The organism is Pantoea sp. OXWO6B1, from assembly GCF_001641135.1.
Lineage (GTDB): Bacteria > Pseudomonadota > Gammaproteobacteria > Enterobacterales > Enterobacteriaceae > Pantoea > Pantoea allii.
Genome location: NZ_LWLR01000001.1, coordinates 4,247,388 through 4,261,321, shown reverse-complemented (window position 1 = coordinate 4,261,321; position 13,934 = coordinate 4,247,388). Strand labels below are relative to the sequence as shown.

Below are 13,934 nucleotides of genomic sequence, written 5' to 3'. Positions count from 1 at the left end.
CGCGCATTACCGCGCCTGGCCGGGATGATGCGGCTTACCCGCAAGGTAAGCCTGACGGAACTGCTCAAAATGCTGGGTTAATGCCTGTGCCGCCCCCGTATCGCCCGCCTGCTCCAGAAGCGCCGCCGCGATCTCTGCGGTACAGTGCTGGCCTTCGCCATGCGCTTCGCGCAGCCGGTAGCGAGAAGGGGTCGTAACATTGAGCGAGATCAGCGGAAAGCGGTCAAGCCAGGGGCTTTTACGAAACATCTTCCGCGCTTCGTTCCAGGTGCCATCCAGCATAATAAACAGCGGCGGTTTACCCGCAAGCGGCGGCGAGTGGATAACCTCGCGGCCTTCATCCGCATACGAGGCAGGAAAAACCACTAGCGGTTGATAAGCCTCATCGGCAACGGCTTCCAGCAATGCGGGATCGGGCTCGGTACGTGACCAGCCAAATGCCTGGGTGTCCGGTAACACATCGGCAATCAACCGGCCCGTATTACTCGGCTTCATGGGTTCGGTATCAAACATCACCAGGCAAAAGCGACTGCGAGCAGACTGCACCTGGATGCTGGCGCACAGACAATTTATTTCAGGCAACAGGCATCCCTGGCAGCGGAGCACACGATTCCCGCGTGCCAGAAAGGGACGCGTGGCACGGGCCAGGCGTTGGGCTCGTAAACGCAAAACGGCATTATCAGACATGATTATTCAGGACAGGAAAAAGCGTAGTGTAATCGAAGCGTCGAACAAAGGGAAAAGGCCAGCCAGGCTGGCCTGTCGTGCTTACAGGGATTCGTCGAGCCACTCGTTGAAAGGGGCTTTCGGCATGGCACCGTTTAAGACATCCACCATCTCGCCGTTCTTAAACACCATGATGGTCGGGATGCTGCGAATGCGGAAACGACTGCTCAGAGCCGGTTCTGCCTCTGTATTCACTTTGATAAAGCGGACTTTACCGCTGCGCTCCTGAGCGACATCTTTAAACACCGGGGCGAAGTTAACGCAGGGTCCGCACCACGGGGCCCAAAAATCCACCACGACCGGCAGATCGTCCCGCAGATAGCTGTCCAGCGTTGCGGCCGTCGCGTTAATGACATCGCCCGAAAACAAGGCTTCACCGCAGCGACCACATTTGGCACCCTCGGCAAGCCGTTCTTCGGGAACGCGATTGGTTGCCTGGCAAGACGTGCATACCGTATTCATAAAAACCTCTGATAATGATGTAGAGCACTTTGCTCAATATTACCCATTATGAAAGGGTGATAAGATCGGCTCAATGTGGATTGCTCTATAGGTTCAATAGTTGATAGCTAAGCGCAGTCACATCAGGTAATCTTCGCGCTCTCAATGCAGGAGGAAGAAATGAACGACGAATTTAAAGGCAAAAGTGGTAAGGTCAAAGTCATGTACGTGCGTGGCGAAGATGAGCAAAGCGCGCGTGCGCCGAATCCTCGTACAGGCAAAGGTGGCCGTCCTGCAGCTCGCCGTGAAGACAATCGTCGTTCATCTGGCCCGCGTACTGAGCGTAGTGAAGACGGCGGACGCAGTACGGGCCGTCGCAGCGACAGCGCACCACGCCGCAGTGACAGCGCACCGCGTCGCAACGATCGTGGCAGCGACAATCGTGATGCCTACGGCAGCAGCGATTCACCCTGGCGCACCGTATCCCGCCCACCGGTAGCCGAAGATACCAAACCCGAAAATCCTGGGATTGGCGGTAAAGGCGTGGTTGACGTAGAGCAGATTCGTCGTCAGCGTCTGGAAGAAACCCGTGTTTATGGCGAAAACGCCTGTCAGGCACTGTTCCAGAGCCGTCCTGAATGCATCGTCCGTGCATGGTTTGTGCAAAGTGTGACGCCGCGTTTTCGCGATGCGCTGCGCTGGCTGGCGGCTAACCGCAAAGCTTACCACGTGGTGGATGACGCAGAGATCACCAAAGCTTCCGGTACTGAGCACCACGGCGGCGTCTGCTTCCTGATTAAAAAACGCATGGGCATGGACGTGGCCGAGTGGCTCAGCAAGGCCGAAACCAAAGACTGCGTGCTGGCGCTTGAAGATGTCAGCAATCCCCATAATCTTGGCGCTATCATGCGCAGCTGCGCGCACTTCGGTGTGAAAGGCCTGCTGGTCAACGATGCCTCGCTGCTGGAATCGGGTGCGGCGGTTCGCACGGCTGAAGGCGGAGCCGAACATGTTCAGGCCATCAGCGGTACCACCTTCAATGAAGGCCTGGAAGCGTTCCGCAAAGCGGGTTACACCATAGTGACCACCTCAAGCCATCAGGGAACGCCGCTGTCTAAAGCTGAGTTGCCTGCCAAAATGGTACTGGTGCTGGGACAGGAGCGTGAAGGTTTGTCCGACAGCACCTTCCAGCAGGGTGATATGAGCCTGTCAATTGGCGGCACCGGTAATGTTGAAAGCCTGAACGTGTCGGTGGCAACAGGCGTACTGCTTGCCGAATGGTGGCGTCAGAACGCCTGACCGTACTATTAAATGATGGCGCCGTTAAACGCGCCATCCGTTGTCTGTTTCCCGGCGCTGTCCGGGAAACATCTTCCGCGTCAGCCCGCATCTTTTTCAGCGCCAGACGCCGCGCGCTGAACCTGTTCATCCATCTCATCAAGCGCCCGCTGATTATCCAGCCCCCACTGATAAAGCTGTTCCACCGGTTTTGCAAAACGGTTGCCCAGGGCGGTTAACTGGTACTCCACTTTGGGTGGGATCACGTCATAAACATGACGGGCGATTAACCCTCGCTGCTCAAGCTCCTTCAGCGTCTGAAACAGCATCTTTTTCGATATTCCCTGCAGGCTCCGCTGTAATTCGCCCGTGCGCGCCCGTCCGCCAGGCCAGTGGTACAAGGCATGCAGCACCATCGGATTCCACTTGGCAGAAAAAAGATCCATCAGTCGGCGCGGTGGCGAATCCACATAAAAAACCAGTTTACCTTCTACCCAGGCAGGCATCGTCAGCGCACTCCTTTTATGGTCACCAAATGGTAACTACTATCAATAATGAACCCGTTTAAGTAGAGTTTGCCGCCCTCAGTTATATAAAGCCAGTCACTATGAGAGGCACGATGAAAATTAATGCACTAGTCGCCCAGGATGCAACCCAGCCGCTTACGTCCGGGCTAATAGCGCTGCGCCCGCTTCAGCCGCAGGATGTCAGAATCGAGATTCTTTACTGTGGCGTTTGCCACTCAGATTTGCACATGGCACGCAACGAATGGGCGGCAAGCCATTATCCCCTGGTGCCGGGACATGAAATTGTGGGACGGGTGGTTGAAACTGGTCACGCTGCCAGTCGGTTTGCGCCTGGTGATATTGTGGGGGTGGGCGTAATGGTGGATTCCTGCCGCACATGCCATTTTTGCCAGCATCAGGAAGAACAATATTGTGAGGCCGGCTTCACTGCCACCTATAACGGTACGGATAAATACACCGGTGACCGGACATGGGGCGGTTATGCCGAGCACGTGGTGGTCGATCAGGACTTCGTGGTGTCGGTGCCACAGCACCTGCCACTGGCTGGCGTTGCGCCATTGTTGTGCGCTGGCGTAACCGTGTGGTCACCGCTGCGCCATTTTAACGTTAAAGCGGGCGATAAGGTTGGCGTCATTGGCTTAGGCGGGTTAGGGCATATGGCCGTGAAGCTGGCACGTGCCCTGGGCGCTGAGGTCACGCTTTTCACCACGTCGCCAGACAAAGCCGAGGACGCCCAGCGTCTCGGTGCCCGTCATGTGGTGGTGTCACGCGATGCCTCGGCGATGCAAGCCAGCCGGAATGGGCTGGATCTTATCCTTGACTGTGTGGCGGCCCCTCACGATCTTGATCCTTACCTGGCGACGCTTAAAACCAATGGTCGCCTGGTGCTGGTGGGTATCCCGGACAGTCCGCACGTTTCACCGGACGTGACGCCGATGGTGTTCCGTCGCTTAAGCATTAGCGGCTCATCGATTGGCAGCATTAAAGAAACGCAGGAGATGCTGGATTTTTGCGGCGAGCAGAATATCACGGCGGACATTGAGATGATTCGCGGAGAGCACGTCGAAGAGGCCTTCACGCGAATGCTGAAAGGTGACGTGAAGTACCGTTTCGTGATTGATATGAAAGCGACGCGCTGGTAGCCAATACAGGTTCTGGCGTGCATCACCGCCACGCCAGAACCTGCTACAAGGCTACGCGCTGTTGCGACTAGTGCGCGCCACCCGCACCGCCACCGGCGGTAAAGGGTGGACGGGCAAACCAGATCAGCACCAGCAGTATCAGAAACACGCCTGCCGAGGCCCAAAAAATCTCGTTGGCAGAGATGATCAATCCCTGATTGGTGATCTGCTGCGCAATGTACGCCGAGGCTTGCTGATGCGTCATGCCCATCCCCTCCAACTGACTGTACGTCTGCTGCGCATTGACGTTATAAGGCGTCACCGATTCGCTGAGAGTACTGTGGTGCATTGCCTCACGATCCGTCCACATCGTGGTGGTGATCGAGGTCCCTATTGAACCCGCCAGCGTACGCACAAAGTTTGACAAACTGGATGCCGCCGCCATCCGGTCGGGTGTCAAACCCGACAGCGTAATCGTGGTAAGTGGCATAAAGAAGCAGGCGACCGCGAAGCCCTGAATAAATTGCGGCCAGGCTGATGCACCAAAATCCATGCCCGGTTCAAACGTGTAAGCGCGCCAGTAGAAACAAACGGCATACATGATGAAACTGAAGGTGACCAGTTTCCGCATATCAAGCTTATGGGAGAACCGACCAATAATGGGCGACAGGATGACAGGAATAATCCCGACTGGCGCGGAGGCCAGCCCTGCCCAGGTGGCGGTGTAACCGTAGACCTCCTGTAGCAGCTGCGGCAAGAGAACGATCGATCCAAAATAGAGCATGTAGGCCAGGCTAAGGGACAAACAGCCTATGGTGAAGTTGCGCGATTTAAACAGGGCCAGATCGACGATAGGGTGATCGTCTGTCAGCTCCCAAATCAGTAACATCACCAGCGCCAACACCGCCGCAATCGTCAGGACGATAATTTCTGTGGAGTTAAACCAGTCCAGCTCTTTACCGCGATCCAGCATCACCTGCAACGAGCCAACCCCGACAACCAGCAGCACCAGGCCAACGGTATCAATGGGGCGAATCTGGGTAGCGGTTTCACGACCGCGCAGGGTTTGCAGCGTGAGCATAATGACCACTACACCAATCGGCACGTTGATAAAGAAGATCCAGCCCCAGTGATAGTTATCACTGATCCAGCCGCCGAGAATGGGGCCGCATATGGGGGCCACAATCACCGTCATCGCCCAGAGTGACAGGGCGATACTGCGTTTTGCGGGCGGATAGTTATTCAGCAACAGGCTTTGCGACAGCGGGATCAATGGGCCTGCAACGATCCCCTGAATTATCCTGAAGAAAATCAGCATTTCCAGGCTTTTCGACATGCCGCAGGCCCAGGAAGCCAGCGCAAACAGGATGGTCGACCAGGTAAAAAGTTTGACTTCACCGATGCGTTTGGCCAGCCAACCCGTTATCGGAATCGAGATGGCGTTTGCCACCCCGAAAGACGTGATGACCCAGGTGCCCTGGGAGTTTGAGGCCCCCAGATTACCCGCAATGGTCGGTATAGCAACGTTAGCAATGGTGGAATCCAGAACCTGCATGAACGTCGCCAGGGATAGCGCAATGGTCATTAAGACCAGCGGCATCCCTTTGAGCGGTGCTTGTGCCATTACAGCCTCCGGGTCATCATCCGGCGTTCGCGTGGACGATATCGGTAATCAGCTTATTGACCGGTGCAAGGTCAATGGCCAGGGCGTTGCTGCTGTAGGCAGCCTGCTGACGAACGCTGGTAGCCAGTGCGCTGCCGTCTTTATTATCGGTATCAATTTCTACCAATGTTGACAGCCCGATACGCAGAGGATGTTTAGCCACTTCGTCCTGGTTCAACTCAATACGGACCGGCAGTCGCTGAACCACTTTGATCCAGTTACCAGTGGCGTTCTGCGCCGGTAACAGCGAGAACGCGCTCCCGGTGCCCATATCCAGACCCACGACTTTACCGTGGTACACCACATCGTCACCGTAAATGTCCGCCACCACGGTGGCCGATTGGCCGATACGCACGCCAGCCAGCTGTGTCTCTTTGAAGTTAGCGTCCACCCACAGGTTGGTTGCGGGTACGACCGCCATCAATGGGGTGCTGGTGCTGATCTGTGAACCGACCTGCACGCTGCGGCGAGACACATAGCCATCCATCGGACTGCGAATCTCAGTACGTTGCAGCGCCAGCCAGGCGTCACGCAGTTCTGCCGCACTTTGCTTCACTGCGGGTTGGTTTTCCAGAGACGTATTCAGGATCACCGCCTGATTGGCGTTGTACTGCTGAACCGCCACATCCAACTCCGCTTTCGCTGAAGCCACGGCATCGCGCGCGTGTTGCAGTTCTTCACGCCCAATCAGGTTAGAGGCACCCAACGGCTCGCGACGTTTCAGATCGGCCTGTGCCTGATCTAACGCGGTCTGACGGAGATTAATCGTCGCCTGATATTGCTTTGCATTGATCATCTGTTGGTGCACCTGACGCACGCTGGTTGCCAGCCCGGTCTGCGCTTTTTCAAACGCCTGCTGTGCGTCGGTTTTATCCAGCGACACCAGCACATCACCTTTTTTGACGTAATCGGTATCATCAAACCAGACTTTATTCACGCTGCCTGATACCTGGGCCATGACCTGCACCTGGTTACCGGCGACATAAGCATCATCCGTTTCCTGATAGTGGCGCAACACTAAATACCAGTAAACGCCCCACGCAATGCCAAGCAGTATGACCACCAGCGCCAGTAATATCAGCGCACCTTTGCGCTTTTTCTTCTTGTTATTGACTGGTTGATGCGGGCTTTGCGCCTCTGTTGCACTCATTTATTTCTCCACGTTTTCCACTATGTCGGCGGGTTAAACTCCGTTTTCACCTTCGCCCGAGCCAAAAAAGCCAGCGACTAAGCGCTGGCCGGATAAAAGAGGGTTAAAATAACGATTTCGTCAGGTGATTGTGTCGCAGATCTTGCTATTACCGTGAAAGGGAAGCAGTTAGTTTATCTTCTTCCATTTTATCCAGACGGGTAAGCAGCTTGCGGGTGATGTTTTCCAACTGCGATTTCTCATCGCCGGTCAGAGAAGACCACAGGTATTGCAGGCTCTGATGCTGAGGTGGCAGCACCTGTTGCAGAAACGCATTGCCTTTGTCGGTCAAATGAAGATGCAGGCAACGACGATCCTGAGCGCTCTCACGACGTTCAATCCAGCCGCGCTTTTCCAGCTCATCAGCGATACGTGTTGCATTCGTCCGTGATGAACCCAGCGCGGTGCTCAGTTCAGAGGGCTGGATGCTCTGATCTTCCTGCGCATCAAGCGTCAGTAACGCCATAAACAGGGTTTCATTAATGCCCTGTTCTTTAAGCATTTTGTTGCGATTGTCCAGCAACTTACCCTGCATGTGCATGCAAAGACGCGTCAGGAGAATCTCCTGGAAGGGAAAATCTGCATGACGATTTGCACGGATATTTAACATCTGCTCAATGGGCGTAAACGAACTTTCCATTAGAAAAAACCTCACTAATTTCAACTTTTATAGTAACCACGGTGGCAGCATATGGGTGAGTGACCGGGTTCTGAAACCCCATCCTCAGGCTGTCGCACTGTGGTGATTCACGATCTGTCCTTGACCCCAGGGTAAAGGTTTTGCGCATCGATTCCATACGCGTTGGTCGTACAGTGAAACGGTACGACATCAAATGATTACGAAAGAAAAAATAACTTACGTGAATAACTTTGGGCCAACGATAGCAAACTCACACTCTGCTGAACAGGCTAAATCACACTATTCGGGCTATTCGCCTGTTCCAGACCACGATTCCGCCACCAGATGATCAAATTCAGGGAAGTCAATATCGCCCCGGCCACACAGACGCCATACCAGCCTGCCAGATGGTAGGCATTTGCCGACAACAATGAGCCTAGCGCACCGCCAATAAAGTAGCTGGTCATATAACCGGCATTCAGGCGATTGCGTGCTTCAGGCAGACGCGCATAAATGACGCTCTGGTTGGTGATGTGCACGGCCTGAACGGCAAGATCCAGCAACAAAATGCCGATAATCAGCGCCACAAGATTCTGCGCGCCCCAGGCGATAGCTGCCCATGACAACAGCATAATCAGCAAGCCTGCGCTGGTGGTGAGTCCGGCCTTACCTTTATCCGCCAGCGAGCCTGCCTTTCTGGCGGCCAGCGCACCGGCTGCACCGACCAGCCCCAGCAGTCCGATTTCCCCTTCCGTGAACCCATAGGGTGCGGAGGAGAGCAGGAACGCCATGGATGTCCACAGGATGCTGAAATTCGCAAAGGTCAGGCAGCCGCTATAAGCCCGGGTACGCAGCACCGGATCGGCCGCATACAACTGAAAGATGGAAACCAGAAGCTGGCGGTAATTTAGCGAGACAGACGGCGTAATGCGCGGCAGAGTGCGCCACAGGGCCAGTGCCATCAGCAGCATCAAGACGCTGGCGACCCAGTAGACGGTTTGCCAGCCACCCAACTGTGCCAGGCCGCCCGAAACGGTTCGTGCCAACAGGATGCCCAGCAGCAGTACGCTCATCACCGTGCCAGTGACTTTTCCCCGTTTTTCCGGCGCGGCCAGCGTTGCGGCCAACGGCACCAGAATCTGTGCCGCGACGGAAAAGAGCCCGGTGATCACCGTTCCCAGCAGCAGAAAGGGGAAGGATGAAGAGAGGGCAATGATCACCATGCCAACCGCAGCCATCACGATCATGCCAACAATCAGGCCGCGCCGTTCCAGCATGTCGCCGAGCGGGACCAGTAACAGCAGCCCACAAGCATAGCCAAGCTGTGCGGTGGTCACAATGAACCCGGCGAGCGCGACAGATAAGTCGAAGTGCTGCGCAATGGTGTGGAGCAGTGGCTGAATATAATAATTGCTGGCGACACACAGGCCGGTGGCAACGGACATCAGTCCCACCAGGGCGGGCGTTAAACCAGGACGTGAGGTTGTCATAGGGAGGCAGAGGTAAAAATTAATAATGTGACGTTAATAATAACCTAAAAAATTATTTGAGGGCTATGTTTATGTGGTGCGTGGATGGACAGGTGATGGCGAAAAAAAAGGGCGAACCACCGTCCGCCCTTCGTCAGTCAGTTGTGCCTTATTTAGCGGCAGCGCGGGCGTCGCTAATCCACTGATCAAACTGTGCCTGATGGCCTTTGATCCAACCGTCTACGTGACGATTGATATCCTCTTCCGAGTTTTGCCCGGCATGCATGGCTGCATTTTCCGCATTGATATCATTAATCGGCAGTTTCATGTCGGCAAACAGTTTGGCTGCGGCCGGATTTTTTTCCGCCCAGGCTTTGTTGGCAACGATGTGCATCGTGTTGACCGGGAAACCATAGTTCGCGCCGTTAGCCAGTTTGGTATCCACGCCTTTTTGTTCGCCCGGTAATGAGGAGAACGGCACCTGGAGCCAAACGACGTCGCGGCCCGGTTTAAGCACATCACTCAGCCAGTAAGGCGTCCAGGTGTAGTACAGAATAGGTTTTCCCTGTTTAAAGCGCGCCAGGGTGTCCGCCACCATTGCCGAGTAGTTGCCCATGTTAGCGGTGACTGTTTTACTCAGACCATAAGCCTCATTCTGGTGATTAATCACCGCCTCACAGCCCCAGCCTGGCGTACAGCCGGTCATATCCGCTTTACCATCCCCATTGCTATCAAACAGCTGGGCAATTTTCGGATCTTTTAGCTGGGCGATATTGGTGATGTGATACTTCTCAGCGGTTTTCTTGTCGATGAGATAGCCTTGAGCCGCACCGGAGACGTAGGTTCCCTGGCGATAAAACTTATTGCTACCGCCTGCGGCTTTATACATATCGTCATGCAGAGGCTGCCAGTTGGTCGCCAGGAAGGTCGCATCGCCAGACGCAATGGTGGTATAGGCAACGTTGTAATCCACTTCACTGGGTTTCTCGACGGTATAACCCAGTTTCTCCAGGCCACGGCTCACCAGCAGCGTCTGAAACGTTTCTTCAGCAATCGTACTCTGTACCGGTTTAACCGTAATGCCTTTACCGGGCTGATCGGCGGCGAACGTCTGAGAAGCGGATAAGGCCGCCAGAATGGCAACTACGGCAGGGATCGTCTTGCGCATGGTTATTCCTCGTTTTTGTTGTCGCGTTAAAGGCGGCAGATAACGGCCGCCTTTACTGTTCAGGATTTACGGAAGGGACGTGTCAGCAGGCCAATTGGCCCGGTGTGATACCAGTGGCGGCTGCCACGGCTGCGTTTGTCACGCGCCACCGATTGGGTCAGGCGGTCAAGGATGATGGCCAGAATCACGATGCCGACACCGCCCACGGAGGCCAGGCCCATGTCCAGACGACCAATGCCGCGTAGCACCATCTGGCCCAGTCCACCGACGGCAATCATGGAGGCAATCACCACCATCGACAGCGCCAGCATCAGCGTCTGATTCACGCCGGCCATAATGGTTGGCATCGCCAACGGCAACTGGACTTTGAACAGCAGCTGATGCGGGCTGGCACCAAAGGACTCACTGGCTTCGATCAGGTCGGCAGGAACCTGCTTAATCCCCAGAATGGTCAGCCTGACAATCGGCGGCAGGGCAAAGATAATGGTGACGACAACGCCCGGCACATTACCAATACCAAACAGCATGACAATCGGAACCAGATAAACGAAGGCCGGTGTGGTCTGCATCGCGTCCAGCAGCGGGCGCACAATTCTTGCCGCGCGTTCACTGCGCGCCAGCCAGATCCCCATCGGCAAGCCAATGATGATGCAAAACAGCAGGGCCGTGAGCACCAGCGCCAGGGTAATCATGGCCTGCGACTAGGCACCAATAGCGCCAATGGCGATCAGCGAAATCAGCGTGGCAATGCCCATTGCCGGACTGGCGATTTGCCAGGCGATTAACGCAAACAGCGCGATAGCAACGGGCGCGGGCATACCCAGCAACAGCTGTTGAAACGCGCTGAGGATATAATCCACCGGCACGCGAATACTTTGAAAGACCGGGCGGAAATGATTCACCACCCAGTCGATCCCTTCGGTTACCCAGTGATCCAGCGGAATCCAGGTTTTATGGAAGGGGTCAATGAGCGAGAAATGGTCAGCCTGGGGCGCGGGCGCGTTGTTCAACCAGTCGGTGCTGCTGGTGGAGCCTGTCGCGGCACTGCCATCCGGTGTGCCCCATGCATCTGCACCGCCGGTGGCTGCATGATGGCTGCTGTCGGCGGCACTGCTCTGGTCTGCGGCACCAGACCAGGGATCGCTACTCTGGCTGCGCTGTGTATCCGTTGCCGCCGCGTTATCCCATGGGGTTGATGTCTCTTTACTCATTGCTGGCTCCTTCACGATCTAAAGCACGTAAGAGCGTGCTTTTGGATATCACGCCGACGTATTGATTTTCTTCTCCCACCACCGGAACGGCACAGGGTGCCTGCGCCACGTGTGAGAGCAGTTCATTTAACGAGGTCGTGGCAGGAACCGCCGTGGGCGCGTCGAGCAGGGCGCTTTCCAGCCCTTGTCCTGCCGCCAGCGCCGCTTTAAGAGAGTCGGTTGACACTACACCGATGAATTTCTGTTTTTCCAGCACGTAGCCGAACTCACGATCTTCATCCTGCAGCAGTTTTATGGCCGAGCGCGGGCCTAAACCGGCCGCTTTACGGATCAGCGCGCCAGCATTACGGCGTGCAATATCGTTAGCGCTGAAAACGTGGCTGATATCGACACCGCGGAAGAACGTACGGACGTAATCATTGGCCGGATTATTCAGGATTTCGTCAGGTGAACCCACCTGGACGACTTCGCCATTTTGCATAATGGCAATGCGGTCGCCAATGCGCATGGCTTCATCCAGATCGTGTGAAATAAACACGATGGTGCGCTGATGTCTGGCCTGTAATTTCACCAGCTCATCCTGCATTTCGGTACGAATTAAGGGATCGAGCGCAGAGAAGGCTTCATCCATTAATAAAATATCGGGATTAATGGCTAAAGCACGAGCCAGACCTACACGTTGACGCATTCCGCCTGACAGCTCATCAGGATAAGCATGAGCATAATTTCCCAGCCCAACCTGACGCAATGCCTCAAGGGCTTTTTCCTGCCGTTCCACCAGGGGCGTTCCGGCTAATTCCATACCAAACGCGGCATTATTTAACACGTTAAGATGCGGCATTAATGCGAATGACTGAAACACCATGCTGATCTTATTTCGGCGAACCTCCCGCAGTTCGCTGTCCGATATTTTCGCAATATCGACACCGTCAATAATCACCTGGCCGCGTGTCGGCTCTATCAGACGATTGAGAAGGCGAACCATGGTGGATTTTCCTGAACCGGATAACCCCATGATGACGAATATCTCGCCTTCTTCAATGGCCAGACTGGCATTTTTGACACCCAACGACAAGCCTGTCTTTGCGAGTATCTCCTCTTTGCCACAGCCCTTATCAATATATTTAAATGCCCTCTGTGGATTATCGCCAAATACCTTATAAAGATTTTTTACTTCTAATTTAATTGTCATGCGATAGTGAAGCCCTGATTAAATTATTTTAATGTGAAATGACGTGTCCTGGTCGAATTTAAGCAGGCTATAACCTGACATACTCAGATTATCTGTCAACCCTGACGTGAAATATCCATGGCTAAAAATTACCCGTCATGGCGATAATTTCCAGCGCTCACAAGGGATGAGGGAAGATGAATTTTTTGTGATTTATTTGAGAAATAGCAGATAATTAGCCTGCTCAGACGAAGGGAATTGCCAGAATGGCGTGAGGATCAGAGGAAAGGGATAAGAAATAATGATAGCGATAAGGCTGAAATAACGGATTATAAATCAGTGTCATTAATGATTAATGACTGTGCCGCAGAATCACGGCACAGGGTTCACTAAAAACTCCAGTCTTCGTCTTCGGTTTCTACCGCTTTTCCCATCACATAGGAAGAACCCGAGCCCGAAAAGAAATCATGGTTTTCATCTGCGTTAGGGGACAGGGCAGACAAAATCGCCGGGTTGACGTTGGTCATTTCTGCCGGGAACAGCGCTTCGTAGCCCAGGTTCATCAAGGCCTTGTTGGCGTTGTAGTGCAGGAAGGTTTTGACCTCTTCCGCCCAGCCGACATCGCCATAAAGCGCTTCGGTATAAACCACCTCGTTTTCATACAGCGCCAGCAGCAAATCAATGGCGAACTGCTGCAAGGCTTCGCGGCGACCTTCATCAACCTGCTCAAGGGCTTTCTGGTACTTGTAGCCGATATAGTAGCCGTGTACCGCTTCATCACGGATGATGAGCCGAATCAGGTCGGCGGTATTGGTCAGTTTGCCACGACTGGACCAGTACATCGGCAGCCAGAATCCCGAATAGAACAGGAATGACTCCAGAAAAACGCTGGCAATTTTTTTCTTCAACGGATCGTCAGCACGGTAATGGGTGAGGATGATCTCGGCTTTGTTTTGCAGCGCCTGATTCTCTTCGCTCCACTGATAAGCGGCATCCACATCGCTGGTGTTACACAATGTCGAAAAAATCGAGCTGTATGAGCGGGCATGTACCGCCTCCATAAAGCTGATATTCGACAGCACCGCCTCTTCATGCGGCGTCAGCGCATCGGGCATTAATCCCGGTGCACCCAGCACGTTCTGAATGGTGTCCAGCAGCGTCAGGCCAGTAAACACGCGAATAGTCAGCTGCTGCTGCTGTTTATCCAGCGTCTGCCAGGCAGGCAGATCGTTGGACAGCGGCACTTTTTCCGGTAACCAGAAGTTGCTGGTCAGACGGTTCCATACCTCAAGATCTTTCTCATCCTGAATACGGTTCCAGTTAATGGCTTGAATTTGTCTGAGTTGCATAA

Annotated in this window: 12 protein-coding genes and 1 pseudogene; 2 read left to right on the top strand and 11 right to left on the bottom strand. The window is 54.3% G+C overall.

Features of this window, described 5'->3' with window-relative positions:
• Positions 1 to 6: 6 nt before the first annotated feature.
• Positions 7 to 687 (bottom strand): tRNA-uridine aminocarboxypropyltransferase, encoded by a 681-nt coding sequence (locus A6A26_RS21835; RefSeq protein ID WP_063880694.1) that lies wholly within the window; start codon positions 685 to 687, stop codon positions 7 to 9.
• A gap of 81 nt (positions 688 to 768) precedes the next feature.
• Positions 769 to 1,188, bottom strand: a complete 420-nt coding sequence (trxC, locus tag A6A26_RS21830; RefSeq protein ID WP_063880693.1) for a thioredoxin TrxC — start codon at positions 1,186 to 1,188, stop codon at positions 769 to 771.
• 159 nt (positions 1,189 to 1,347) lie between these two features.
• On the opposite strand from trxC, the gene A6A26_RS21825 reads away from it, so the two are divergent.
• The gene (locus A6A26_RS21825; protein WP_063880692.1) at positions 1,348 to 2,466 is read left to right on the top strand and encodes a tRNA/rRNA methyltransferase; all 1,119 of its coding nucleotides are present in this window, start codon (positions 1,348 to 1,350) and stop codon (positions 2,464 to 2,466) included.
• Between the two features lie 80 nt (positions 2,467 to 2,546).
• Here the strand turns inward: A6A26_RS21825 and A6A26_RS21820 are convergent, their stop codons facing one another.
• On the bottom strand, positions 2,547 to 2,951 hold the full coding sequence (locus A6A26_RS21820) for a winged helix-turn-helix transcriptional regulator (protein WP_063880691.1): 405 nt from the start codon (positions 2,949 to 2,951) through the stop codon (positions 2,547 to 2,549).
• 113 nt (positions 2,952 to 3,064) lie between these two features.
• Here A6A26_RS21820 and A6A26_RS21815 point away from each other — a divergent pair, with 113 nt between their 5' ends.
• Complete coding sequence (locus A6A26_RS21815; protein WP_063880690.1) at positions 3,065 to 4,114, top strand: NAD(P)-dependent alcohol dehydrogenase; 1,050 nt, start codon at positions 3,065 to 3,067, stop codon at positions 4,112 to 4,114.
• A 67-nt stretch (positions 4,115 to 4,181) separates the two neighbouring features.
• On the opposite strand, the gene emrB is transcribed toward A6A26_RS21815, so the two are convergent.
• The 8 genes and pseudogenes from emrB to nrdF all read right to left on the bottom strand — a co-directional run bounded on the left by emrB (position 4,182) and on the right by nrdF (position 13,932).
• Positions 4,182 to 5,717 (bottom strand): multidrug efflux MFS transporter permease subunit EmrB, encoded by a 1,536-nt coding sequence (gene emrB, locus A6A26_RS21810; protein ID WP_063880689.1) that lies wholly within the window; start codon positions 5,715 to 5,717, stop codon positions 4,182 to 4,184.
• Positions 5,718 to 5,733: 16 nt separating this feature from the next.
• Entirely contained in the window at positions 5,734 to 6,906 is a 1,173-nt protein-coding gene (gene emrA, locus A6A26_RS21805) for a multidrug efflux MFS transporter periplasmic adaptor subunit EmrA (protein WP_063880688.1), read from the bottom strand.
• A gap of 148 nt (positions 6,907 to 7,054) precedes the next feature.
• Positions 7,055 to 7,585, bottom strand: a complete 531-nt coding sequence (mprA, locus tag A6A26_RS21800; RefSeq protein WP_063880687.1) for a transcriptional repressor MprA — start codon at positions 7,583 to 7,585, stop codon at positions 7,055 to 7,057.
• Between the two features lie 269 nt (positions 7,586 to 7,854).
• Entirely contained in the window at positions 7,855 to 9,054 is a 1,200-nt protein-coding gene (locus tag A6A26_RS21795) for an MFS transporter (protein ID WP_063880686.1), read from the bottom strand.
• Between the two features lie 148 nt (positions 9,055 to 9,202).
• Positions 9,203 to 10,201, bottom strand: coding sequence for a glycine betaine/L-proline ABC transporter substrate-binding protein ProX (proX, locus tag A6A26_RS21790; protein WP_063880685.1), 999 nt, complete (start codon positions 10,199 to 10,201; stop codon positions 9,203 to 9,205).
• Between the two features lie 59 nt (positions 10,202 to 10,260).
• A pseudogene (proW, locus tag A6A26_RS21785) lies at positions 10,261 to 11,412 on the bottom strand (glycine betaine/L-proline ABC transporter permease ProW).
• Positions 11,405 to 12,604, bottom strand: a complete 1,200-nt coding sequence (gene proV, locus A6A26_RS21780; RefSeq protein ID WP_063880684.1) for a glycine betaine/L-proline ABC transporter ATP-binding protein ProV — start codon at positions 12,602 to 12,604, stop codon at positions 11,405 to 11,407. The pseudogene proW and the gene proV overlap by 8 nt, the downstream one beginning before the upstream one ends.
• 368 nt (positions 12,605 to 12,972) lie before the next feature.
• Entirely contained in the window at positions 12,973 to 13,932 is a 960-nt protein-coding gene (gene nrdF / locus A6A26_RS21775) for a class 1b ribonucleoside-diphosphate reductase subunit beta (protein WP_063880683.1), read from the bottom strand.
• Positions 13,933 to 13,934 lie beyond the last annotated feature (2 nt).

Excerpts from the sequence above, each read along its gene's own strand:
- A6A26_RS21835 (WP_063880694.1), bottom strand. The coding sequence starts at position 687 with ATGTCTGATAATGCCGTTTTGCGTTTACGAGCCCAACGCCTGGCCCGT.
- trxC (WP_063880693.1), bottom strand. The coding sequence starts at position 1,188 with ATGAATACGGTATGCACGTCTTGCCAGGCAACCAATCGCGTTCCCGAA.
- A6A26_RS21825 (WP_063880692.1), top strand. The coding sequence starts at position 1,348 with ATGAACGACGAATTTAAAGGCAAAAGTGGTAAGGTCAAAGTCATGTAC.
- A6A26_RS21820 (WP_063880691.1), bottom strand. The coding sequence starts at position 2,951 with ATGCCTGCCTGGGTAGAAGGTAAACTGGTTTTTTATGTGGATTCGCCA.
- A6A26_RS21815 (WP_063880690.1), top strand. The coding sequence starts at position 3,065 with ATGAAAATTAATGCACTAGTCGCCCAGGATGCAACCCAGCCGCTTACG.
- emrB (WP_063880689.1), bottom strand. The coding sequence starts at position 5,717 with ATGGCACAAGCACCGCTCAAAGGGATGCCGCTGGTCTTAATGACCATT.
- emrA (WP_063880688.1), bottom strand. The coding sequence starts at position 6,906 with ATGAGTGCAACAGAGGCGCAAAGCCCGCATCAACCAGTCAATAACAAG.
- mprA (WP_063880687.1), bottom strand. The coding sequence starts at position 7,585 with ATGGAAAGTTCGTTTACGCCCATTGAGCAGATGTTAAATATCCGTGCA.
- A6A26_RS21795 (WP_063880686.1), bottom strand. The coding sequence starts at position 9,054 with ATGACAACCTCACGTCCTGGTTTAACGCCCGCCCTGGTGGGACTGATG.
- proX (WP_063880685.1), bottom strand. The coding sequence starts at position 10,201 with ATGCGCAAGACGATCCCTGCCGTAGTTGCCATTCTGGCGGCCTTATCC.
- proV (WP_063880684.1), bottom strand. The coding sequence starts at position 12,604 with ATGACAATTAAATTAGAAGTAAAAAATCTTTATAAGGTATTTGGCGAT.
- nrdF (WP_063880683.1), bottom strand. The coding sequence starts at position 13,932 with ATGCAACTCAGACAAATTCAAGCCATTAACTGGAACCGTATTCAGGAT.